At 73.9% G+C, this 22,963-nt stretch carries 18 protein-coding genes and 1 pseudogene; 6 read left to right on the top strand and 13 right to left on the bottom strand.

The window, feature by feature from the left end:
* Positions 1–85: 85 nt before the first annotated feature.
* On the top strand, positions 86–1,315 hold the full coding sequence (locus AB0C76_RS26900) for a histidine kinase (protein WP_359970471.1): 1,230 nt from the start codon (positions 86–88) through the stop codon (positions 1,313–1,315).
* Between the two features lie 40 nt (positions 1,316–1,355).
* Positions 1,356–1,976, top strand: a complete 621-nt coding sequence (locus AB0C76_RS26905; RefSeq protein ID WP_359970474.1) for a response regulator transcription factor — start codon at positions 1,356–1,358, stop codon at positions 1,974–1,976.
* Positions 1,977–2,002: 26 nt separating this feature from the next.
* Here AB0C76_RS26905 and AB0C76_RS26910 read toward each other — a convergent pair whose 3' ends face one another.
* The 4 genes from AB0C76_RS26910 to purD form a co-directional block, all read right to left on the bottom strand.
* Positions 2,003–2,902, bottom strand: coding sequence for a phosphoribosylaminoimidazolesuccinocarboxamide synthase (locus AB0C76_RS26910; RefSeq protein ID WP_359970477.1), 900 nt, complete (start codon positions 2,900–2,902; stop codon positions 2,003–2,005).
* A gap of 117 nt (positions 2,903–3,019) precedes the next feature.
* Positions 3,020–4,564, bottom strand: coding sequence for a N,N-dimethylformamidase beta subunit family domain-containing protein (locus AB0C76_RS26915; protein WP_359970480.1), 1,545 nt, complete (start codon positions 4,562–4,564; stop codon positions 3,020–3,022).
* Between the two features lie 216 nt (positions 4,565–4,780).
* Positions 4,781–6,340 (bottom strand): hypothetical protein, encoded by a 1,560-nt coding sequence (locus AB0C76_RS26920; RefSeq protein ID WP_359970483.1) that lies wholly within the window; start codon positions 6,338–6,340, stop codon positions 4,781–4,783.
* A gap of 544 nt (positions 6,341–6,884) precedes the next feature.
* Positions 6,885–8,132 carry a phosphoribosylamine--glycine ligase gene (gene purD / locus AB0C76_RS26925; protein WP_359970486.1) on the bottom strand — a complete coding sequence of 416 codons (1,248 nt, stop codon included), beginning with the start codon at positions 8,130–8,132 and terminating at the stop codon, positions 6,885–6,887.
* Between the two features lie 369 nt (positions 8,133–8,501).
* On the opposite strand from purD, the gene AB0C76_RS26930 reads away from it, so the two are divergent.
* A complete protein-coding gene (locus AB0C76_RS26930; protein WP_359970489.1) occupies positions 8,502–9,287 on the top strand; it encodes an SLATT domain-containing protein in 786 nt (261 codons plus the stop codon).
* 70 nt (positions 9,288–9,357) lie between these two features.
* Here AB0C76_RS26930 and AB0C76_RS26935 read toward each other — a convergent pair whose 3' ends face one another.
* The 3 genes from AB0C76_RS26935 to AB0C76_RS26945 form a co-directional block, all read right to left on the bottom strand.
* Positions 9,358–10,005: a hypothetical protein gene (locus tag AB0C76_RS26935; RefSeq protein ID WP_329931327.1), complete on the bottom strand. Its 648-nt coding sequence runs from the start codon at positions 10,003–10,005 to the stop codon at positions 9,358–9,360.
* A 117-nt stretch (positions 10,006–10,122) separates the two neighbouring features.
* The gene (locus AB0C76_RS26940) at positions 10,123–11,106 is read right to left on the bottom strand and encodes a GntR family transcriptional regulator (RefSeq protein WP_359970492.1); all 984 of its coding nucleotides are present in this window, start codon (positions 11,104–11,106) and stop codon (positions 10,123–10,125) included.
* Between the two features lie 160 nt (positions 11,107–11,266).
* Positions 11,267–12,064 carry a carbon-nitrogen family hydrolase gene (locus AB0C76_RS26945; RefSeq protein ID WP_359970495.1) on the bottom strand — a complete coding sequence of 266 codons (798 nt, stop codon included), beginning with the start codon at positions 12,062–12,064 and terminating at the stop codon, positions 11,267–11,269.
* Positions 12,065–12,237: 173 nt separating this feature from the next.
* Between AB0C76_RS26945 and AB0C76_RS26950 the strand changes: the two genes are divergently transcribed.
* Positions 12,238–13,059 (top strand): maleylpyruvate isomerase family mycothiol-dependent enzyme, encoded by an 822-nt coding sequence (locus AB0C76_RS26950; protein ID WP_359970498.1) that lies wholly within the window; start codon positions 12,238–12,240, stop codon positions 13,057–13,059.
* Between the two features lie 154 nt (positions 13,060–13,213).
* Positions 13,214–14,062, top strand: coding sequence for a BRO family protein (locus AB0C76_RS26955; protein WP_359970501.1), 849 nt, complete (start codon positions 13,214–13,216; stop codon positions 14,060–14,062).
* A 69-nt stretch (positions 14,063–14,131) separates the two neighbouring features.
* Here the strand turns inward: AB0C76_RS26955 and AB0C76_RS26960 are convergent.
* The 3 genes and pseudogenes from AB0C76_RS26960 to AB0C76_RS26970 form a co-directional block, all read right to left on the bottom strand.
* Positions 14,132–15,463, bottom strand: a pseudogene (locus AB0C76_RS26960) (MFS transporter); the annotation flags it as partial.
* A 73-nt stretch (positions 15,464–15,536) separates the two neighbouring features.
* On the bottom strand, positions 15,537–16,715 hold the full coding sequence (locus tag AB0C76_RS26965; RefSeq protein ID WP_359970504.1) for a M64 family metallopeptidase: 1,179 nt from the start codon (positions 16,713–16,715) through the stop codon (positions 15,537–15,539).
* A gap of 206 nt (positions 16,716–16,921) precedes the next feature.
* On the bottom strand, positions 16,922–18,148 hold the full coding sequence (locus tag AB0C76_RS26970; protein ID WP_359970507.1) for a benzoate/H(+) symporter BenE family transporter: 1,227 nt from the start codon (positions 18,146–18,148) through the stop codon (positions 16,922–16,924).
* 210 nt (positions 18,149–18,358) lie between these two features.
* Between AB0C76_RS26970 and AB0C76_RS26975 the strand changes: the two genes are divergently transcribed.
* The gene (locus tag AB0C76_RS26975) at positions 18,359–19,312 is read left to right on the top strand and encodes an LAETG motif-containing sortase-dependent surface protein (protein WP_359970510.1); all 954 of its coding nucleotides are present in this window, start codon (positions 18,359–18,361) and stop codon (positions 19,310–19,312) included.
* Between the two features lie 80 nt (positions 19,313–19,392).
* Here AB0C76_RS26975 and AB0C76_RS26980 read toward each other — a convergent pair whose 3' ends face one another.
* From AB0C76_RS26980 to pdhA, 3 genes are read right to left on the bottom strand one after another with little or no spacing between them, the layout of a single operon-like run.
* On the bottom strand, positions 19,393–20,847 hold the full coding sequence (locus tag AB0C76_RS26980; protein WP_359970513.1) for a dihydrolipoamide acetyltransferase family protein: 1,455 nt from the start codon (positions 20,845–20,847) through the stop codon (positions 19,393–19,395).
* Positions 20,848–20,862: 15 nt separating this feature from the next.
* Complete coding sequence (locus tag AB0C76_RS26985) at positions 20,863–21,840, bottom strand: alpha-ketoacid dehydrogenase subunit beta (protein ID WP_359970533.1); 978 nt, start codon at positions 21,838–21,840, stop codon at positions 20,863–20,865.
* The gene (gene pdhA / locus AB0C76_RS26990) at positions 21,837–22,931 is read right to left on the bottom strand and encodes a pyruvate dehydrogenase (acetyl-transferring) E1 component subunit alpha (RefSeq protein ID WP_359970535.1); all 1,095 of its coding nucleotides are present in this window, start codon (positions 22,929–22,931) and stop codon (positions 21,837–21,839) included. Before pdhA ends, AB0C76_RS26985 begins: the two co-directional genes overlap by 4 nt.
* Positions 22,932–22,963: the final 32 nt, after the last annotated feature.

Consider the following 22,963-nt stretch of genomic DNA (forward strand, 5'->3'; position numbering starts at 1 on the left):
CGGCACCGCAACCGAGGACCCGGCCCCCTCCATCCCTCTGATATGAAGGCAGCGACACCGACGTGACGGGACGGGGAGCGAGTCGATGCAGGTCAGGGGGCCGATCCGGCGCTGGAAGGGCTACGGCAAGCCGCAGCGCGCCGAGCTGTACTTCCGCTGGTCGCTGTACCTGATGGCGTGGATGATGCTGCCGATCAACCTCCTGGTCAGCGCCTCCCCCGGGAACCTCCCGCACTACGGCACCGCCGTCCAGGTCGCCCTGGTCGTCTCGCTCGCCTCCACGCTGGTCACGCTCCGCGCGTACCGCACCGCGCTCGACCACTACCTGAAGCGGCCGAGCGAGTACCGGCGCTGGCTGGCCGTCAACGCCGCCCTGACGGTGGTCGGGTCCTGGACCGTCCTGCTGCTCGGCCCGTCCACCGGCGGGCCGATGAACCCCCACGCACCGCCGTTCACGGCGGTCGTCGCCACCGCCCTGATGGGCGCGGCGATCGGCCCGACGTCCGTCGCCCTCTCGCTGCCCAGGGCCTTCCTCACCGGACTCGGCCAGATCCTGCTGATCGCTCCCGCGATGGTGCTGGCCCGGTTCGACCCGGGCATCACGATCGGGCTGCTGGTCGGGGCGGCGATCGGCCTGTCCCTCCTGATCGGCAGCTGCCGCAGCTTCGCCTGGGTGACCGCGATCGTCTGGGAACTGGACGCCGCCCGCGAGGCACAGTCCCGGCTCGCCGTCGCCGAGGAGCGGCTGCGCTTCTCCCGCGACCTGCACGACGTCATGGGCCGCAACCTCACCACGATCGCGCTCAAGAGCGAGCTCGCCGTCCAACTCGCCCGCCGGGGGCGCGCGGAGGCCGCCGATCAGATGGCCGAGGTCCAGCGGATCGCCCAGGACTCGCAGCGCGAGGTCCGCGACGTCATCCGCGGCTACCGCACCGCCGACCTGCACGCCGAGGCGATCGGCGCCCGGGCGGTGCTGCGCTCCGCCGACGTCGCCTGCGAGATCGACCTCGGCAAGGACGCGGACCAGCTCCCGCCCCCGGTGCAGTCGGTGCTCGGCTGGGTGATCCGCGAGGCCACCACCAACGTGCTGCGGCACAGCGAGGCCGCCCACTGCCTGATCCGCCTGCACCGGGAGGACGGCCGGGCGGTGCTGGAGCTGGAGAACGACGGCGTGCCGGAGGTCCCGTTGCCCTCCCAGGGCGGCGGCACCGGACTGCGCGGGCTCCGCGAGCGGCTGGCCGCCCACGACGGCGAACTGACCGTCCCGACGGCCGCGCCGGGTACGTTCCGGATGCTCGCGGCCGTACCGATCTGACCGACGTCACCCTGTCCGCCGGCGCCGAGGAGGCCCACCGATGACCGAGACCCCGCCCGTCCGCGTCCTGCTCGCCGACGACGAGCACCTGATCCGGGGCGCGCTGGCCGCGCTGCTCTCGCTGGAGGACGACATCGAGGTCGTCGCCCAGGCCGGCTCGGGCCCGGAGGCGCTCGCGATGGCCCAGGCGCACCGGCCCGACATCGCGGTGCTGGACCTGCAGATGCCCGGCCGGGACGGCATCGAGGTCGCCACCGAGCTGCGCCGACTGCTGCCGGACTGCCGCTGCATGATCGTCACCGGCCACGGCCGGCCCGGCTACCTGAAGCGGGCACTGGAGGTCGGGGTGCGCGGCTTCCTGCCGAAGACCGTGTCGGCGGCCGACCTCGCGGGGATCATCCGGACCGTCCGGGCCGGCGGCCGGTACGTCGACCCGGAGCTCGCCGCGGACGCGATCAGCGCCGGCGAGACGCCGCTGACGCCGCGCGAGACCGACGTCCTGGAGCTGGCCGCGGACGGCACCCCGATCGCCGAGATCGCCGCGCGGGCGGCGCTGTCCCAGGGCACCGTCCGCAACTACCTCTCCTCGGCGGCCACCAAGCTGGGCGCGGAGAACCGGCACGCGGCGGTGCGGATCGCCCGCGAGCACGGCTGGATCTGACGGCCGTACCCGCGGGCGGTCGCGGCTCAGACCCAGCCGGTGCCGGTCAGGCGCTCGTACACCTCGACGTACTTGGCCCGGGTCCGCTCGACCACCTCGGCCGGCAGCGCCGGCGGCGGCTCCTCGCTGTAGCGGTCCCAGCCGGAGGCCGGGGAGACCAGCCAGTCGCGGATGAGCTGCTTGTCGAAGGACGCCTGCGAGCGACCGGGCTCGTAGTCGTCGGCCGGCCAGTAGCGGGAGGAGTCCGGGGTGAGCACCTCGTCGCCGATCACCAGCTCGCCGTCCAGCAGGCCGAACTCGAACTTGGTGTCGGCCAGGATGATGCCGCGGTCGCGGGCGATGTCCCGGGCGCGGGCGTAGACGTCGAGGGTGGTGCGGCGCACCTGGTTGGCCAGCTCGGCGCCGATCCGGCGGGCGGTCTCCTCGTAGGGGACGTTCTCGTCGTGCTCGCCGACCTCGGCCTTGAGCGCCGGGGTGTAGATCGGGGCGGGCAGCTCGGAGCTGTTGACCAGGCCCTCGGGCAGCGCGATGCCGCAGACCGTGCGGCTCTCCTCGTACTCGCTCAGGCCGGAGCCGGCCAGGTAGCCGCGGGCGACCGCCTCGACCGGGATCATGTCCAGGCTCTTGCAGATCAGCGTGCGGCCCTTCCAGTCCGCGGGCGCGCCGGCCGGGACCTCGGTGGAGATCACGTGGTTGGGCACGATGTCGGCGATCCGCTCGAACCACCACAGCGAGAGCTGGGTGAGGACGCGGCCCTTGTCGGGGATCTCGTTCGGCAGCACCCAGTCGTGGGCCGACATCCGGTCACTGGCCACCATGACCAGCTCGCCCGACTCGGTGCGGTAGAGGTCGCGCACCTTGCCGGTGTGCAGGTGGACCAGGCCGGGTACCTGGACCGGCTCGGGCTTGGTGACAAATCCGCTCAAGGTGTTCAGTCCTCAGGGGTCGTTCACGGGCCTGGGGCACCGCGAAAGGGGAGGTCACTGCCCCCGCAGTCTTTCACGAACGCTCCCGGCGGCCTTCCGGGCCTTGCGCCGACGGGCTCAGGGCCCGTTCTTGCAGAGCCGGTCGAGCAGATTGGCGGTGGCGCGCTGGATGCGCTCGTCGGTGAGGCCGGGGCGGCCCAGCGCGGGCGACCAGGCGAAGGTGCCGGCCGCGAAGACGTACGCGCCGCTGGGCGCGCGGTAGAGCGAGGTCTCCTGGTAGCGGGTGCGACCGGCGAGGTCCCGGTACGGGGAGTGGGCCAGCAGGACGCGCTCGGTGTGCTCGGGCAGCGCCACCTTCGGGTAGTAGCGGTCGGCCTCGCCGGCCACCAGGCCGGGCAGCTCGTCGCCCTCCTGGAGTCCCGTGCCGTCCCACAGCCAGTGCGCGGTGTGCCGGGCGATCAGCGGGACGGGCGCGGCGACCCGGCCCGAGTACTGCACCCCGAGCAGGTGCTGCTCGGGTTCGCCGGCGTCCCGCCACAGGGCGCTCGCGGCGCCCGGCGCCCCGGCCGCCGCGCTGCCCGGCCGGACCTTCTGGCGCTTGCGGCAGTTGAGCAGCCGGTTCGGCTCGCCGGAGGCCGCGGCGGTCAGCTCGACCCGCCAGTACATGGTGTTGGCGGACAGGAAGACCAGCGAGGTTCCGCCGTCGCGGGCCCGCTCGGCGGCGCGGCGCATCGGCTCGGACCAGTACTCGTCGTGGCCGGGGAAGACCAGCGCCCGGTGCCGGGCCGGATCGACCAGGCCGGCGTGCAGGTCGGTGGCGGTCGCGTAGGCGAGGTCGTAGCCGTAGCGCTCGGCCCAGCGGATGAAGTCGTAGGCGTGGCCGACGTGCAGCGGCAGCCCGGCGGTGGCGTGCGGGCGGTCGAAGGAGACGGTGACGGCCGCCTCCGACTCGCCGACCAGCCCGCCCCGGCCGTCCCACGCGTGGTAGAGGCTCGCACCGCTGCGGCCGTCCTCGGGGAACAGGTTGTAGGCCTGCCAGGTCACGTCGGGGAGCACCAGGAGCAGTTCGGCGGCGTGCGCCCGGTCCTCGAAGTCCCGTACGGTGAACGGGATGTGGCTGCGGTGCAGCATGTCCGCGGTGGTCAGCACGGCGACGTACGCGCCGGGCCGCCAGTGGGCGGGGATCTGCAGCCGCCAGGAGTGCCACCAGTGGTGGCAGGACACCGTCCGGCCGACCACCAGCGGGGCGGGCTGGGCGAGGCCGGCGATGAGCGGACTGGACGTCATGTGGTGCGCCCCGTCACCGCCGTAGTGGCCGATCCGGTAGACGTCCACGGTGAACTCGCGCGGCGGGTTGACGGTGACCCTGAAGTCCACCGAGCCGCCGGGACGGACCACCCCGGCCGAGGCGAAGCCCTTGATCTGCTGGACGACGTCGTCGGCGCTGCGCGGGGTGCCGACCGGCGGCCGGGGCCGGGCACCGGCGGCCAGCGGGCGCTGGCCGGGGGCGTCCACGGACACGTACCAGGGCACGGTGCCCTCGGCGTCGGCCAGGTACTCGTCCGGGCTTCGCAGCCAGGGCAGCGGGCCTTGGCCGAAGGGGTCCGAGGCGCTGTAGGCAAGCGTTCCGGACTCCCAGCGGCGGTTGAGTTCGGTACCCACGCGCCCCTCCCAGGTGCACTCCCCTCCGGCTGGCACGTGCCCCCCGGATGTGCGTGCGGTCTAATACACCACACAGTGCTGGCGCAGCGTCACCCCGCGGTCGCAATTGGTGGCGGCAATCTCGGGCCCGTCCGCGGCGAGCCCTCCGGCCTGCGCGGACGGCCGCCCGCGGACCCCGCCGGGGGCGCGTGGGCGGCGGTCGAGCGCCGTTGTCGATCAGAGGCGGACGGGCTTCTCCAGGCGGACGTCGGCGGCGTCGAGCCAGGCGCGCAGGGGGCCGTCCTGGCCCTGTTCGACGGCCTGGGCGACGGGGGCGGCGAGGTCGGTGCGGCGGACGCCGCGGATCAGCAGGACGGGGCCGTCCAGCCAGTCCAGGCCGGGGGTGGCGCCCGCGGTGTCGACGGCGGCGCAGCAGACCATCGCGGTGACGTGGTCGACCAGCAGGTCGCGGCCGCTGCGGACGGGTTCGAGCAGCGGGGCCGGTGAGGTGGTGCGGGCCAGCTCGGCGGCGAGGGCGGCGGCCAGCTGTTCGCCGTCGCCCTCGGCGAGGCGGACCAGCAGCCGGGTGAGCGTCGGGGCGCCGGGGCGGGCCTGGGGCGCGAGGCGGTCCAGGGCGCTCTGCAGGGCGGCGGCGCGGGCCCGCCAGCCGGCGTCGACGACGTCGGCCGGGTAGCCGGCCCACTCCAGCTCGTGCCAGGCGCCGGCGGCCGGGTGGCCGAAGAACAGCTCGGCGGCGAGCCGGGAGACCGCCCGGTCGACCGTGCCGGGCTCCTCCAGCAGGTCGCAGGCGGGGCGGTCGCCGAGCCGGGTGCCGTAGCCGTCGGCCAGCCGGTCGCGCCGGGACAGCTCGGTGAGGGCGGCGACCACGCCGGCGTTGAGGTGGGCCGGGTGGCGGCCGAGCCGCCAGGCGGGCAGCGCGACCCGGGTGAGCAGGCGGTCCCAGCCGGCGTAGGCGAGGCCGACCTGCTCCTGGGCGGCGATCCGCAGGCCGTAGTCGACCGTCCTGGCCTGCTCGGAGGCCCAGCTCGCGACGGACCGCTCCAGCTCGGCCGCGTGGCCGCGGCAGGCGCCGAGGAGGCGGCGGGTGATCCGGTCGGTCAGCAGGGCCGGGCCGCGGCGCGGCGCCCGGGGCGGGCCGGCCAGCACGGCGCCGCCGAGCCCGGCCGGGGACGGGCCGGTGTCCAGGCTGGCGTCGAGGCTGCGCAGGAAGCGGCGGGCGGCGGCGATGTCCGGGTCCGCGGAGGCGGCGGTGCCGGCCACCACGGGCGCGAGCAGGGCGCGCAGTTCGTCGGCCCGCATCCACCACAGGAACGGCGAGCCGATCACCAGGACGGGCGCGGGCGGCTCGGACCGGGGGCGGTGCGGGCGCGCGGGCGGGACGTCCTCCAGCCAGCTGTCGCAGTCCGGGGTGAGCGCGATGGCGGAGGGCGCGGGGACGTCCAGCCGGTCGGCGAGTTCGGCGATCAGCCGGTACAGCTCGGGCGCCTGCGCGCGCTCCAGCGGCACGGCCGGGGTGCGCGGCGGAACGGCCCGGCGGTAGGCGCGGGCCGCCAGGCCGGCCACCAGGAGGGCGAGCACGGCGACCGCGCCGACCGCCCAGCGGGCGGCGTCCCAGCCGGCCGCGTCGGAGGCGCCGGGCGCCCCGATGCGGCCGGTGAACCGGCCGGCCAGCAGGACCACCGCGACGGCGGCGGGCACGGCGGCGGTGGCCAGGGCGAGCCCGCGGATCCGCAGGACCGCCTGGGCGTGTGCGCGCGCGGTGTCGGCAGCGGCCATACGGTGCGGCACCCCCTTCGGAGCCCTCGGGCGCCCGCTGACGGGCCCCTGAGCCGACTCGAAACGATCAGTTCCGACCGGGAAGCGGTGGTGTCCGATCCCGGTAGTGCATGCTGTGTGGCGCTTCTGCCATGTTCGACGCCCCGGTCCGCGTGGGTGTTCCGGAACGCCCCGGTTTCCACTCGTCCCGGTGACGCCGTCCGAATATCCGGACGGCGTACCGGACGCCCCGCGACCGGTCCGGTGCGAAGCACCCGGGCGACCGCCCGGCCGGACGCCGTCCAGCATCCCCCCGCGGGACCGCCGCTACCCGGCGGCGACCCCAGCGCGCGGCCACGGCGCGGTGCGATCCAGCGCACCATAAGGCCGGGCGGCCGGTTACGTCAGCCGGATGCGGGTGCTGTCACTCGATGGGCTGGAATCCGGCCGCCGAACGGTGCGCCGCCACCACGGCCGCCCCCGCCCGGGAACGCCGCAGGGCGCTGCGTCCATGGGGGTGTTTCCCACGACGCGGCGCCCTGCGGGGTGCGGACGGCCCGGACGGCTAGGCGGTGGCCGCCTTGAGCGCGATGTCGGTGCGGTGCTGGCCGCCCTTGAGCGAGATGCGGTCGACGGCGGCGTACGCCCGGCCGCGCGCCTCGGCGAGGTCGGCGCCGGTCGCGGTGACGGACAGGACCCGGCCGCCGGCGCTCAGCACCCGGCCCTCCCCGTCCGCCACGGTGCCGGCGTGCAGGACGAACGCGGTGCCGTCCGCCTCGGCCTCGGCGAGGCCCTCGATCGGGTCGCCGGTGCGCGGCGCGGCCGGGTAGCCCTCGGAGGCGACGACGACGGTCACGGCCGCGTCCTCGCTCCAGCGCAGCGGCTCCAGCTGGTCGAGCGTGCCGGTGGCGGAGGCCAGCAGGACGCCGGCCAGCGGGGTGCGCAGCCGGGCCAGCACGACCTGGGTCTCCGGGTCGCCGAAGCGGGCGTTGAACTCGATCACCCGGGTGCCGCGCGAGGTGAGCGCGAGGCCGGCGTAGAGCAGGCCGGAGAACTCGGTGCCGCGGCGGCGCAGCTCGTCCACGGTCGGCTGCAGGACGGTGTCCAGGACCTCCTGGACCAGCCCGTCGGGCGCCCACGGCAGCGGCGAGTAGGCGCCCATGCCGCCGGTGTTGGGGCCCTCGTCGCCGTCCAGCGCGCGCTTGAAGTCCTGGGCGGGCTGCAACGGGAGGACGGTGGTGCCGTCGGTGATCGCGAACAGCGAGACCTCGGGGCCGTCCAGGTACTCCTCGATGACCACGCGCTCGCAGGCGGCGGCGTGGGCCAGCGCGGCCGCGCGGTCCGAGGTGACGACGACGCCCTTGCCCGCCGCCAGGCCGTCGTCCTTGACGACGTACGGCGCGCCGAACGCGTCGAGGGCCTCGGCGGCCTCCTCGGCGGTGGTGCACACGTAGGAGCGGGCGGTCGGGACGCCGGCGCCGGCCATCACGTCCTTGGCGAAGGCCTTCGAGCCCTCCAGCTGGGCGGCCGCGCCGGACGGGCCGAAGACGGGGATCCCGGCCGCGCGCACGGCGTCGGCGACGCCCGCGACCAGCGGGGCCTCCGGGCCGACGACGACGAGGTCGGCACCGAGCCGCCCGGCCAGGTCGGCGACCTGGGCGCCGTCCAGCTGGTCGACCGGGTGGACCGTCGCCACCTGCGCGATGCCGGCGTTACCCGGGGCGCAGTGCAGCTCGGTGACGGCGGGATCTTGGGACAGAGAGCGGCACAGGGCGTGTTCGCGGGCGCCGCCGCCGATGACGAGGACCTTCACGGTTGGCAAGGGTAGTCGGTGGCCTGTTCCGGCCGCTCTCCGGTCCCGTCGGAACCTCCAAGCGGAGAGCTCCGTACGCTTCCGATGTCGGAGGATCCTCCAAGTCGTGGCCCCGTCGGTCGTCGACGGGTGGCCGGGTCAGGACGGCGGGTCACCGGGGCCTCGCTCGGACGGGTGAAATCTCGCCGACCCCCGCATCCCTCCGACCTCGTGTTCCGGTGGCCGAATCCGATAACGATCAAGGGGGAAGCGCCCCGCGGTCAGCCATTTGGCGGTAAGAAGTGCTGTTGGACAACCTCTGGCAGACGATCCGTCAGCCGGACGCGTCGCCAGACCAAGCCGCCCGCCCCGCCACAGGGAGCCCCACAGGTGAGCCAGCCGGATATGCAGCCCGAGGAGAGTGCCTGGGGCAAGGAGATCGGCGAGGAGGACCAGCCCGTCGCGGCGGTCGCCCGCCGGGCGTCCACCCGCCGCCGGACCGATCTGAGTGCCCGCCAGTTCCCGCTCGGGGACTGGGGTGAGCCGGCCGAGCGGCTGGAGGAGCTCTACCGCTGGTCCGAGGAACGGGCGGTCGAGGCGATCGAGTGGTACCGCAGGGACCGGGTCTGGAAGCGCCGCTTGGCCCGCCTGCTGCGGTTCGGCACGGTCGGCTTCGCGATCGGCGGGGTGTCCGCCCCGCTGGTGGACCTGACCGGCACCGTCGCGCACGGCACCAGCTGGGGCTACGTCGGCCTGGCCCTCGCGGCGGCCTGCCACGGCACCGACCGGGCGTTCGGCCTCACCTCCGGCTGGATGCGGGACGTGAGCACCGCGCAGGCGCTGCAACGCCGCTTGGAGGCCTTCCAGTTCGACTGGGCGTCGGAGTGCGTGCGGGAGGTGCTCGGCCCGACCGAGGGCACCGCGGGCGAGGCCGCCGAGCGCTGCCTGGGCGTGCTGCGCCGGTTCTGCGAGGACGTGTCGGACATGGTCCGCACCGAGACCTCGGAGTGGATGCTGGAGTTCCGCGCGTCGATGACGCAGCTGCCCACCCAGGCCCCCGGGACGTGGGGCGGGCGCACCGAGACCGGCGTGGGCGCCCAGGTGCGGGTGCTGCCCCCGCCGGGCACCCGGCCCACCATGCCGCGCCAGCGGCCGCCGGAGGGCCCGCTGCGGTAGGCGGGGTGGTGTGCGGGGGCGGCCCCGGGCGGGCCGCGCGGGGGCGGAGGACCGACGGCGGCCGCCCGGCTCAGGCGAAGACGATCATCGAGCCCTGGGAGACGCTCCGGGTCGCCGCCGCGTACAGGCCCGCCCACGCGTGCCGCTCGCGGGCGAAGGGGTGCAGGTCGTCCAGCGGCGGCCCGAACGGCTGCTCCAGGCCGGTCGGCCCGAGCGGCTTGGTCGGGGCCGGCGGGTTGTACGGGTCGAGGCCCAGGGCCGGCGCCACGGCCTGGAGTTCGCGCAGCAGCCCGTGGCTGGAGCCGAGCGGGCCACCGACCGCGAGCAGCGCGTCGTCCACCAGCGGCACCGCGAACTCGATCGGCACGTACGCGCCCGCGTGGTCGAAGTGCCAGACCAGGTGGGACTGTTCGGCGCTGTTCTCGAACATCTCCAGGAGCTGCTCGTAGTCGCCCCCGAGCGAGTCGACCGGCGTGATGTCGAGGCCGGTGAGGCCCAACAGGTAGGCGCGGCGCAGGAAGTGCAGGGAGTCGTAGTCGAAGGCGGCTATCGGCTCGACCGCCCCGCTGATCCCCGGGACGTACTGGTAGACCGGCACCTCGGGCAGCCCTCGCGAGGTCAGCACGGCGTTGTACAGCGCGAGGTCGTCCCGGAAGGGGTTGTCGGGGCTGTGGCTCAGCACGTCCACGAGCGGGACGAGCCAGAGGTCGCAGGCCATGGCCGGCTCTTCCTCTCCGGGCGGGGAGTCGTCCGCGCGGACGGGGACGACTGCGGGCGGCGGTGTCCGCACCGGAACGGATCCTGACGGGGGCGTCCGGTACGACGACCGCCCACCCTACCGGCCCGGCGCGCGATGCGGATCGGGCCGTCCCTGCGGGTGCTCGGGGGGCTCGGGCAGCCGCCGGCCGAACCGGCCGTGCGGGATCGAGCGCGGCTGCGGGACCAGGCCGAGCCCCAGGCCGAGCTCCCGGCCCAGCTCGCGGCCGATGTCCTCGCCGCGCCGCGGGCGTCCCGGCCCCGGCACCGCGGGGCCCGGCTCCTCGGGCGGCGGCCCAGCGGGCCCGGGGGCCGGGGCGGGCTCCTCGTCCACGGACTCGGTGAGCAGACCCAGCACGGCCACCGACTCCAGCGGCTGTCCGGCCAGCTCGGCCAGCAGCCGGACGGTGAACAGGTTGTACTCGCAGATGATCCGGTGCGCCCCGGCGAGGTCCTGGGCCTCGATCGCGTTCACCAGGTCGACGTGGCGGTCCCAGCACACCCCGCCCAGCGCGGACAGCTCCCGCAGGTAGGACGCCGCGAACATCCAGGACTGCACGCGCAGCCAGTCCAGGTAGGCGCCGATCCGGCGGTTGCCGAGCAGCCCTGCGACCTCCTGCCAGAACCGGCGGTCGCAGCCCACCATGACGTCCAGGTTCCCGGCCCTGGCCGCCCGCACGGCCGCGTCGGCCCGGCGGCGCAGCGAGGGCAGCCGGGTGAGGTCGGGCAGGGCGCGGCGGGAGCGGTACTGGCGGTAGTAGCTGTCGGCGAGCAGCACCCGGGACTCGAAGATCTCCACGAAGTCGTCCCAGCCCAGCTCGGGCACGGTGAACCCGCGGTGGTGCTCGGCCCGCAGCAGGCCCTGGGCGCCGAGGTCGACCAGCGCCTCGCGGGCCGGGGTCGCGGAGACGCCGTACAGCTCGGCGATCTCCTTGACGGTGAAGTTGCGGCCCGCCTCGAGGCGGCCGGCCATCATCTCCTCGCGCAGCGCGCCCGCGATCTGCTCGCGGAGGCTGTTGCGACGGATGACGGGACGGGTGTCGCCTGCGCCGTTGCCGGCCATGCGCGCGACCTCCTCGGGCGGGCCGACCGGCCGCCCCTCGGCGGACCGGCCGAAGAACGGCTGGGAACACGACGAGTGCTCATCTTCTCAAACCCGTCCGGAGCAGGTACAAACCAACCCCGGGAACGGCCGGATCCCGCCCGTTCCGTCCCTTCCGGCGTCAGCGCTGGACCGGCGCCGGGATCCCCAGCAGGCGGTCGCGCAGCACCGGGAACTCCGCCCGTGCCTTGGCCACCTCGGCCGGGTCGAACTCGACGGTCAGTACCTGCTCCCCCGCCCCGGCCTCGGCCAGCACCCGGCCCCACGGGTCCACCACGATGCTGTGCCCGGCCTGCTCGACCCCGCCGTGCGTCCCGGCGGTGTTGCAGGCGAGGACGTACGCCTGCTCCTCCACCGCGCGCGCCCGGGCCAGCAGCGTCCAGTGCTCGCGCCGGCGCTCCGGCCACGCCGCCGGGACGACCAGCAGCTGCGCGCCCGCGTCGAGCAGGGCCCGGAACAGCTCGGGGAAGCGCAGGTCGTAGCAGGTGGCCAGGCCGAGCGTGCCGAAGTCGGTCGCGGCCGTGACGATCTCCTGCCCGGCGCCCATCACCACCGCCTCGCCGCTGTCGAAGCCGAAGCGGTGGATCTTGCGGTAGGTGTGCACGAGCTCGCCGTCGGGGGCGAACAGCAGCGAGGTGTTGTAGATCGGCCCGTCCGGGTCGCGTTCGACGATCGAACCGGCGTGCAGCCAGACCCCGGCGGCCCGGGCGGCCGCCGCCATGGCGTCCGAGGTGGGCCCGTCGAGCGTCTCCGCGCCCTCCGACCAGAGGTCGTAGGCGAAGCCCCCGAGCGGCCACAGTTCGGGCAGGACCACCAGGTCACAGCCGTGCTGGGCCCGTACCAGGGAGGCCGCCCTGGCCCGTCGCTCGGCCGGCGGCTCGGCGTCGGAGACCGCGAGTTGGATCAATGAAGCGCGCACAGTACCACCGTCCACGGCAAGAGTCCTACGATCGTCACCCGAAAGCGCTGCCCGGCTGTCACCCGGCAGCGTAACGTGCGGTTAGCGTGTGCGCCCGGAGGCCGGACCAACCCGGCCGGCCGGCCGGGCAGGGTGCGCGCGGCAAGGCAGCTGACGGAGGGCCGGAGATTCCCGTGACGGACAACCAGACCGTGCAGGCGTACACCGAGGCGTGGACGCAGAGCATCGAGTCCATATCCGAACTGGTGACCCCCCTGCCGGAGGGTGCCTGGAACCGCGCCACCGAGTGCCCCGGCTGGTCCGTGCGGGACGTCGTCTCGCACATCATCGCCGTCGAGTCCGAACTGCTCGGCGACCCCCGCCCGATCCACGCGCTGCCGCGCGACCTGCGCCACGTCACCAGCGAGTTCGCCCGCTACGTCGAGCTGCCGGTGGACAAGCGCCGCTGCCACACCGCGCTGGAGATGACCAGCGAGCTGGAGTACACGATCATCCGCCGCTCGCGTGCCCTGCGCAACGCCCGGCAGACGCCCGAGGAGCCGGTGCGCTGGCCGGCCGGCCCGTTCGCCCAGGACGTGCCGTACCACGAGCTGCTGCGCCTGCGGGCCTTCGACGTCTGGGTGCACGAGCAGGACCTGCGGCGAGCCCTGGCCGCGCCCGGCAACCTGGCCTCCCCGGCCGCCCTGGTCGCCCGGGACGTCCTGCTGGAGAAGCTGCCCAAGGCCGTCGCCCACAACGCGGGCGCCCCGGCCGGGACGACCCTCGTGCTGGACGTCACCGGCCCGGTCGAGTTCCTGCGCACCGTGCGGGTCGACGCGGCCGGCCGCGGCACCGTGGACGAGTCGGTCAGCCTGGCCCCCGACGTCCAGCTGACCATGGACTGGGAGACCTACGTCCGCCTCGCCTGCGGCCGCGGCCGCCCCGGCCCGGTGGGCGTCGAGGGTGACAAGGAGCTGGCCGAGCGGGTGCTGGCCACGTTCTCGGTCACCATCTGAAAGACCAGGCGCACCACCCGGCGTACACGCACAACCGTGCGCCGGGGCGGTACGCCTCGTGCATCCGTGCGTCAATCCGGGGCCAGCACCCCACTCGTTCGACCTCGTTGTTCCGAGCAGCTCTGCCATCACTCGGAAGAAGGAGGGCGTCCCGATGGACGACGAACAGACGGAGATGGTGCTGGTCCGGTCGAGCTTCCCGGTCACGGGCCAGCCGATCAGGGTGGTGATGATCGACGGTGAGCCGTGGTTCGTCGCGACAGACGTGTGCCGGGTCCTGGACCGACGCAATCCGGCCCAGGCCGTCAGGGCGCTGGATTCCCACCAGCACCGCACCGTCGACATGCGAGCGGTAACTATCACTAAAACTTACAGTTACGACGTTTCCGCAGGTCAGAAACTGTATAGCCACGCGAATCCTTTCCTGCGCGTGGTGAGCGAGGCGGGCCTCTACTCCCTGCTGATGAGGTCCAACAAGAAGTCGTCCAAGCCATTCAGGGATTGGGTCACCGGCGACCTCCTCCCCTCCATCCGCCGCGGGGACACCGACATCCCCACCCAGCAGCGGCGGATGGCGCAGACCCTCACCGAGGCGATCGGCCAGCAGGTGCAGATCGTCGCCGAGCTCGGCCATGAGGACTGGCCGGGGGTGACCGTCCACTCGGACGGGACGGTGCACTGCCGGCACGGGGAGATGGTCTTCCACGTGCCGACGCGGGAGGAGGACAGCGGGCCGCCCTTCGGCGCGTACTACGCCTGCCCGTCCGTGGAGCGGGTCGGGATCCGGGGCAGCCGGGTGCTCCCGGGCTGCCCGAAGCTGAAGCTCGTGGACCTGGTCCGCCTGCGGCGTGGAACAACCGAACGCCCGCCGGAACCGACGGCGCCTTCACCTCAAGCGCCCGTCATGCCACCAGCCGGCGCCCTGCTCTGCGTGATCGACCAGGTCCAACTCGTCGGGCGTCCGCCGGAGGTCGTCCAGGTCCTGCGGGGACTCGGGCTGTGACAGCGGGAGACCCTTGTTCCGACCAGGGGTCTCCCTCGTATCCGCAGGTCGGAAACCCTACGCGATGACCTTCCGCCGCAGCCGCACGATCATCAGGGTCCCCACCGCCAGCGGCACGTACTGCCAGCAGAACGCCCACCGGAAGGCGTCCGCCGAGTACGTCTCCGCGCCGGCCGGGGCCAGGGCGTCGAGCAGGACGCCGATGCCGAACAGGGTGATCATCGTGCCGATGAAGCCGCCCATGTTGACGATGCCGGAGGCCGTCCCGAGCCGCTCCACCGGGTTGCGGGCGCGGGCGTAGTCGAGGCCGACCAGCGAGGCCGGGCCGTTGCTGCCCATCACCAGGATGATCCCGACGAGCAGCCACACCGGCGGGTGCCCGCCGGGCCAGGCCAGCACCAGCGCCCAGCCCAGCGCGGTGGCACCGATCACCGAGAACACGATCGGCATCCGGGCGCGCGGCGAGAAGGACAGCACCCGGCCGAACACGAAGCCGCAGGTCATGTTGGAGAGCACCAGCAGGGTCAGCAGCCCGCCGGCCTCGGCGCGGGTCATGCCCTGTGCCTCGACCAGGTAGGGCAGGCCCCACAGCAGGCCGAAGGCATTGCCCGGGAACTGCGTCGTGAAGTGCACCCAGAGCCCGAGCCGGGTGCCCGGCTCCCGCCAGCAGGCCCGGACCTGCTGCCTGATGTCGGTCCGCGGCCGGTGCTGCTCCACCGGCTCGACCATGGCGGGCGCGTCCTTCAGGAAGAGCGCGACCAGCGAGAACACCGCCACGCCCAGCAGTGCGATCGCCGCGAAGGTCGGCGTCCAGCCCTCGCTGTGCAGCACCTGCGCGAGCACCACCGTCGTGACCAGGTTGCCGCCCATTCCGACGAGGCCGGTCAGCTGCGCGACGAACGGGTTCTTCGCCGCCGGGAACCAGCGCGCGGCGATCCGCAGCACGCTGATGAAGGTCATCGCGTCCCCGCAGCCCAGCACCGCGCGGGAGGCCAGCGCGGGGGCGAACGAGGAGCTGAACGCGAAGGCCAGCTGCCCGGTGCTCAGCAGCAGGACGCCGAGCAGCAGCACCCGCCGCGGCCCGAACCGGTCCACCAGCAGCCCGACGGGTACCTGCATGGCCGCGTAGACCAGCACCTGGAGGATCGAGAAGGTGGAGAGCGCCGAGGCGCCGATCCCGAAGCGCTCGGCGGCGTCCAGCCCGGCCACGCCGAGGCTGGTGCGGTGGATCACCGCGAGGACGTAGACGCTGACGCCGACGGACCACGCCAGCCACGCGGCGCGCCCGCCGGGCGGGGACGCGACGGAGGCCGGGGACTCGGCGGAGGCCGGGGACTCGACGGAGGAACGGGGAGCGGGGGCGGACAGGGGACGGACTGAACGGTCTGGCTCCACGGTCATAGTGCGTCCAGGGTAGTCATCCCATGATTGGACGCCCAGAGTGGGGTACGGCCGATCTCCCCGGGACCTGCGCTCAGCCGGTGACCGTCCAGGACACCGAGCGGGTCATGTACTTGTCCCGGAAGCCCTCGTCCCGCACCCAGTCCGTGGTGTCCCGGACGGTCGCCGTCACGGTGGCGGCGCGGCCGGCCGGGATGTTCAGCTGCGCCGTGTCCAGCCGCCCGCCGTTCACCGTCTGCGGATCCGCCGGGACGCCGTCCACCGTCCAGTCCACCCGCAGCTGGCGCGGCCCGGACAGCGGCAGCGGCCGGGCGTCCAGCTGCGGACGGCCGGCGACCTCGCCGGGCGGCGGCACCGGGGGGTCGGTCGGGCGGACCCGGCGGTACAGCTCCTCGATGATCGCCTCGCGCGACGGCAGGTTGTAGGCGTTCCCCAGGGTGCGCATCACCGAGTCCTGCGTCGGCCGGTAGAGGCCGTTGGCGCCGCGGTACGCCCCCACCGTCCCGGCGCCGTCCGGGGACTCGGCGCCCAGCCAGCGCCACCACTTGGTCTGCTTCTTGCGCATGTCGTCGGCGTTGAGGGTGGAGAGGTTCGGGTAGTCGGCGTCGTCCGGAGCGGAGTCGTACTCGTCCCCGAGGTCCCCCACGGTGTGGCCGATCTCGTGCTGGATGATCCGCCCCGCGTCCGGGCTGCCGCCCGCCAGGGTGGTCACCCCGGTGCCCCCGGCGCCGCCGTACTCGGTCGAGTTGGCCAGCGCTATCAGGTACTGCGGCCCGGCACTGTCCCCCGCCAGCCGGGCGGTGGCCACCTCGTCCGCGCAGAGCAGCCGGGCGGTGCCCTCGCACCAGAAGTGCATGCCGAGCGGGGTCGAGGGGTTGCGGCCGCGGCTCTCCGTCTCCGCTATCCCGGAGACCGGCGAGACCACCTCGACCCGCCGTATGTTGAAGAACGCCTGGTAGCTGCGGAACGGCTCGATGTCCATCAGCGAGTGCCAGGCCCGGTCCGCCTGCTGCTGGAAGAGGTCCTGCTCGGCCGCCGTGTAGCCGTCGCCGAGCAGCACCAGGGTGATCCGGTTGGCCGGGTCACCGGTGCGGCGTATGTCGACGGTCGGGGCGGGCGCGGCGCCGCGCAGGTCGGCGCGCTGCGCCGTGTGCGGCGGCACCGCCCGGTCGACGGGCGCGCCCGCCCCGATCACGCCGAACGGCGAGGGGCCGACCAGTTCCAGGGCGGCCGGGAGTACGGCGGTGGACACCAACACGAGCGCGGCCAGACTCCGAACGAGACGGCCAGGGTTGCCAGGCGGCATACGGGTGCGTCCTCGGGCTCCGGTCACCCGGTGTCGCCCGGGTGGTGGAGCGGAGACGTACCCGACCCGGCGTGTCGCCCCCACCGGCGGACGAAAATGTCACCGACCTGGCCGAACGATCCACATCGGACCAGTCATACCAATGAATCTCGTCAAGGCTTCCGCGCCAGGCCGAGCACCAGGTGCGTCCCCAGCCCGAACAGCAGCCCCCAGAACGCCGAGCCGATCCCGAACAGGCTCATCCCCGACGCGCTCGCCAGGAACGTCACCACCGCCGCGTCCCGCCCCCGCTCCTCCGCGACCGCCGCCGCCAGGCTGCCCTGCAGCGACGCCAGCAGCGCGACCCCGGCGACCACCGCTATCAACTCCTTCGGCAGCCCGGTGAACAGGCTCACCAGCACCCCGCCGAAGCTCCCCACCACCACGTACAGCGCTCCCGAGGACATCCCCGCGACGTAGCGCCGCCGCGGGTCCGGGTGGGCCTCCGGACCCGAGCAGATCGCCGCCGTGATCGCCGCGAGGTTGACCCCGGGCGAGCCGAACGGTGCCATCAGCAGCGACATCGCGCCGGTCGACCCGATCAGCAGCCGGTCGTCCGCCCGGTACCCGAAGGCCCGCATCACCCCGAGGCCCGGCGCGTTCTGCGAGGCCAGGACGACGATCGTGAGCGGCAGCGCCAGCCCCACCACGGCCGACCAGGAGAACGCCGGCACCGTCAGCACCGGCACGGTCGGCCCGCCCGACCCCACCCGCAGCGGCAGGCCGACCGTGACCGCCCCCAGCACCCCGCCCACCAGCAGCGCCACCGGCACGGCGTAGCGCGGCGCGAACCGCTTGGCCAGCAGGAACGCCGCGAAGCTCCCCACCACCAGCACGGGTGCGCCGTGCACCGCCCCGAAGATCCCGGCGCCGAACGAGAACAGGATGCCCGCGAGCATCGCGTTGACGATCCCCACCGGCACCGCCGCGATCAGCCGCCCGAACCAGCCCGACACCCCGAAGAGCGTCACCACGACCGCACACACGACGTACGCCCCGACCGCCTCCCGGTACGGGTACGCCCCGAGGCTCGTCACCAGCAGCGCCGCCCCCGGCGTCGACCAGGCCGTGATCACCGGCGTCCGGGTCCACCAGCTCAGCAGGAACCCGCTCACCCCGCTGCCGACGCCCACCGCCCAGATCCAGGACGCCGTGTGCGCCGCGTCCAGCCGCCCCGCCGAGGCCGCCGCGAGGACCACCACCAGCGGCCCCGAGAACGACACCGCGATGCACACCAGCCCCGCCAGCAACGCCGTCCCCGACGCGTCCCGCCGCAGCGACCGCCGTTCCCCGTCCGCGCCCGGCACCGTCCCCGGACGGACTGTCAGCTCATCCGTCATTCCGGCAGTATCCCGAAACACGGCTCCGGAAGGCCTCCGAAAAAAAACTTCTGAACTCACCTGCAACCACCGGCGGGGATGCGCGTCTATACGGATGAAGGCACGGAGAGCGAGACCGGCAGAGCCGGGGGGCGCTTCCGCTCAGGAGGAGCGGAGCCGGTCGTCTTCACCCACCACACCGTCAGACCCATGACCCTGGGGAGTCACGTCATGCGCACGTCCGTTATCACCCGTTTTGCGAAGAACACCCGCTCGCTCTCCACCCGCCGCCGCATCGCCGCCCTGGCCACCACCGTCGTCCTCGCCGGCGGCATCCAGGCACTCGCCACCGACACCGCCTGGGCCTGCGGCGACGACCGCATCACCGGTCCCCACCAGGTCGCTCCCGGCACGGCCGACGCCAGCCCGGACGCCGCCTTCGTCGCGACCCCGTCCTCGGCGGTCGCGGACGGCAGCTGGAACGAGGTCACTCTCAAGGTCACCAACCGGACGGGCGTGGACGCCCACGGCATGGAGCCCTTCCTCACCGTCTACACCCCTGGGTCGGGCGACGAGGTCGCCGTCAGGGACGTCCGGATGCAGTTCCTGGACTACACCGGCACCTGGAAGGACCTCCGGCTGATCCCGAACTGCTACCGCGAGGTCGAGGCCGCCGAGACCCAGCGCGCACGGCTCGACAACGGCCAGTCGGCGACGTTCAAGTTCCGGTTCTCGCTGTCGCCGAGCGTTTCCGGGAACGTGGCCGAGATCGACCTGCTGACCTCGGCGAACCGTGCCGGCAACAAGCTCGCGGGCGGGACGGACCTCAAGCCCGTCAAGCTGGCCCACGCCCAGGACAGCGGCCCCGCAGCCGCGAAGCCGACCCAGAGCGCCAAGCCCGCGCCCGCCAAGACCGCCAAGCCGGCCAAGCCGGCCAAGCCCGCCGCCGACGAGACCAAGGCCGCCGCCCCGGCCGCTCCGGCCGCGCCCGCCGCCGAGGCGCCCAAGTCCCCCGTCGCGGCGCCGACCACCGCCCCGGCCACCACCGCCCCGGACGGCGCCACCGAGCTCGCGCACACCGGCTCCTCCTCCGCCAACGGCTTCCTCGCCGGCTCCGCCGCCGCCCTCCTCGCACTCGGCGCCGGCGTCCTGATCGCCGTCCGCCGCCTCCGCACCCAGCGGTGACCGACGGACCGACACGACGAAGGGGCCTTCCCCCACACGGCGGTGTGGAGGAAGGCCCCTTCTGTGGTCCTACCGGCCGGTCAGCCCCAGGTGATCAGGCGCTTCGGCTGCTCCAGGAGGGCGGCCACGTCGGCCAGCACCCTGGAACCCAGTTCCCCGTCCACCAGGCGGTGGTCGAAGGAGAGGGCCAGCGTGGTCACCTGGCGCGGGACCACCTTGCCCTTGTGCACCCACGGCAGCTCCCGGACCGCGCCGAAGGCGAGGATCGCGGCCTCACCCCGGTTGAGGATCGGGGTGCCGGTGTCGACGCCGAAGACGCCGACGTTGGTGATGGTGACCGTGCCGCCCTGCATGTCGGCCGGCGAGGTCTTGCCCTGGCGGGCGGTATCGACCAGCTCGCCGAGCGAAGTGGCCAGCCCGGACAGGGTCTTGGCGCCGGCGTCCTTGATGTTGGGCACGATCAGTCCGCGCGGGGTGGCCGCGGCGATGCCGAGGTTCACCTGGCCCTTGATGACGATCTCCTGCGCCGCCTCGTCCCACTGCGCGTTGATCTCGGGGTGCCGCTTGATCGCGGTGAGCAGCGCCTTGGCGACGATCAGCAGGGGGCTGACCCGGACGTCCCGGCCCAGCTCGCCGCTCTCCTTGAGGCGACGGACGAACTTCATCGTGCGGGTCACGTCGACCTGGACGAACTCGGTGACGTGCGGCGCGGTGAACGCCGAGGCCACCATGGCCTGCGCGGTGGCCTTGCGGACGCCCTTGATCGGCACCCGGACGTCGCCCGCGGCGGACCGGGAAACGACGGCCGGAGCCTCGACCGGCTCGGCCGCGACGGGCTCGGCGACGGCGACCGCGGCCGGAGCCGAGGCCGCGGCGGCCAGCGCCGACGCGTGCGCGTGCACGTCCTCGCGGGTGACGACGCCGTCCCGGCCGGTCGGGGTGACCGCGCGCAGGTCGATGCCGAGGTCCTTGGCCAGCTTGCGCACCGGCGGCTTGGCCAACGGCCGGTCGCCGGCGGGCTGTTCGGCCACGACGGGAGCCACGGCCGGGGCCACGGCCGGAGCCGGGGCGACCGGCGCCGCGGGGGCGGCCGGTGCGGCCACGACCGTGGTCGTGGTGGTCCGACGGGCCCGGCGCTGGGCGGTACCGGTCCGCGGACCGTAGCCGACCAGCACCTCGCGCCGCTCGGGCTCGGCCGGCGCGGCGGGCACCTCGGCCGCCGGAGCGGCGGGAGCGGCCTGCGCGGCGGGGGCGGCCGGAGCCGGGGCCCCGCCCTCCCCGGCGACCGCGACCGAGATGATCACGGTGCCGACGTCGACCGTCGCGCCCTCGGGGAAGAAGAGCTGCTCGACGACCCCGTTGAACGGGATCGGCAGCTCCACCGCGGCCTTGGCGGTCTCCACCTCGCACACGACCTGGCCGTCCGTCACCGTGTCACCCGGCTTGACGTACCAGCTGAGGATCTCGGCCTCGGTGAGGCCCTCGCCCACATCGGGCATCTTGAACTCGCGGAGCGAGCGAACTTCGGTGGTCATCTTCGCTCCCCGGTATCAGAACGCGAGCGCGCGGTCGACGGCGTCGAGCACGCGGTCCAGGTCGGGCAGGAATGCCTCCTCGACCCGGGACGGCGGGTACGGCGCGTAGTAGCCGCCGACCCGCAGGACCGGCGCCTCCAGGTGGTAGAAGCACCGCTCGGTGAGGCGGGCGGCCAGCTCGGCGCCCATGCCCATGAACACCGGCGCCTCGTGCACCACGACGGCCCGGCCGGTGCGCTTGACCGACTCCTCCAGGGTGGCGAAGTCCACCGGGGAGAGCGAGCGCACGTCGACGACCTCCAGGCGGCGGCCGTCCTCCTCGGCGGCCGCGGCGGCCTCCAGGCAGACCTTGACCATCGGGCCGTACGCGATCAGCGTCGCGTCGGTGCCGGACCGGACGATCCGGGCGTCGTACAGGCCCAGGTCGGCGGCGTCGCCGACCTCGCCCTTGTCCCAGTAGCGGCGCTTGGGCTCCAGGAAGATCACCGGGTCGTCGGAGGCGATGGCCTGCCGCAGCATCCAGTGCGCGTCGTGCGCGCTGGACGGGGTGACCACGCGCAGGCCGGCGGTGTGCGCGAAGTACGCCTCGTGCGACTCGCTGTGGTGCTCGACCGCGCCGATGCCACCCGCGTAGGGGATCCGGATGGTGACCGGCATCTTGACGTGCCCGAGCGCGCGGGCGTGCATCTTGGCCAGCTGGGAGACGATCTGGTCGAAGGCCGGGTAGACGAAGCCGTCGAACTGGATCTCCACGACCGGGCGGTAGCCGCGCAGCGCGAGGCCGATCGCGGTGCCGACGATGCCCGACTCGGCGAGCGGGCTGTCGATGACCCGGCCCTCGCCGAAGTCCTTCTGCAGACCGTCGGTGATCCGGAAGACGCCGCCGAGCTTGCCGATGTCCTCGCCCATCAGGAGGGTCTTCGGGTCGTCCTCCAGCGACTTGCGCAGGGCGCTGTTGAGCGCCTTGGCGATGCTGAGCTGACCGGCCATCAGAGGTTCTCCCCCGCCTCGAAGGAGGCCGCGTACTGGACGTACTCGGCCCGTTCCTCATCGACCAGCCCGTGCGGCTCGCTGTACACGTGGTCGAAGATCAGCGTCGGGTCCGGGTCCGGCATGCTGCGCACGCCCTCGCGCACCCGAAGCCCCAGCTGCTCGCTCTCGGCGTCGATCGCGGCGAAGAACTCCTCGTCCGCGAGGCCCTCCTTCTCCAGGAGGGTCCGCAGCCGCAGGATCGGGTCCTTGGCCTTCCAGGCCTCGGTCTCCTCGGCGAGCCGGTAGCGGGTGGGGTCGTCGGAGGTGGTGTGGGCGCCCATCCGGTAGGTGAACGCCTCGATCAGCACCGGGCCGTTGCCGCTGCGGGCGTGGTCGAGCGCCCAGCGGGTCACGGCCAGGCAGGCCAGCACGTCGTTGCCGTCGACCCGGACGCCCGGGAAGCCGAAGCCGGAGGCGCGGCGGTACAGCGGGATCTTGGTCTGGGTGGTGGTGGGCTCGGAGATCGCCCACTGGTTGTTCTGGCAGAAGAACACCACGGGGGCGTTGTAGACCGAGGCGAAGGTGAAGGCCTCGTTGACGTCGCCCTGGCTGGAGGCGCCGTCGCCGAAGTACGCGATGACCGCGTCGTCCGCGCCGTCCTTGGTGATGCCCATCGCGTAGCCGGTCGCGTGCAGGGTCTGCGCGCCGATCACGATGGTGTACAGGTGGAAGTTCTTCTCGTTCGGGTCCCAGCCGCCGTGGTTCACGCCGCGGAACATGCCGAGCAGGTTCAGCGGGTCGACGTCGCGGCACCAGGCCACGCCGTGCTCGCGGTAGGTGGGGAAGGCGTAGTCGCCGGTGCGCATGGCGCGACCGGAGCCGACCTGGGCGGCCTCCTGGCCGAGCAGCGAGGCCCACAGGCCCAGCTCGCCCTGGCGCTGGAGCGCGGTGGCCTCGCCGTCGAACCGGCGCACCAGCACCAGGTCGCGGTAGAGGGCGCGCAGCTCCTCCGGAGTGGTGGTGAGCGGGTAGTCCGGGTGCTCGACCCGCTCGCCTTCCGGCGTGAGCAGTTGGATGAGCTCCGGCTGGGCGTCCGTACCCGTGGCGCGCAGGGTGTCAGGGACGGAGGGGGCCGCCTTCTTGC

It is taken from the genome of Kitasatospora sp. NPDC048722 (assembly GCF_040650235.1).
Taxonomy (GTDB): Bacteria; Actinomycetota; Actinomycetes; order Streptomycetales; family Streptomycetaceae; genus Kitasatospora.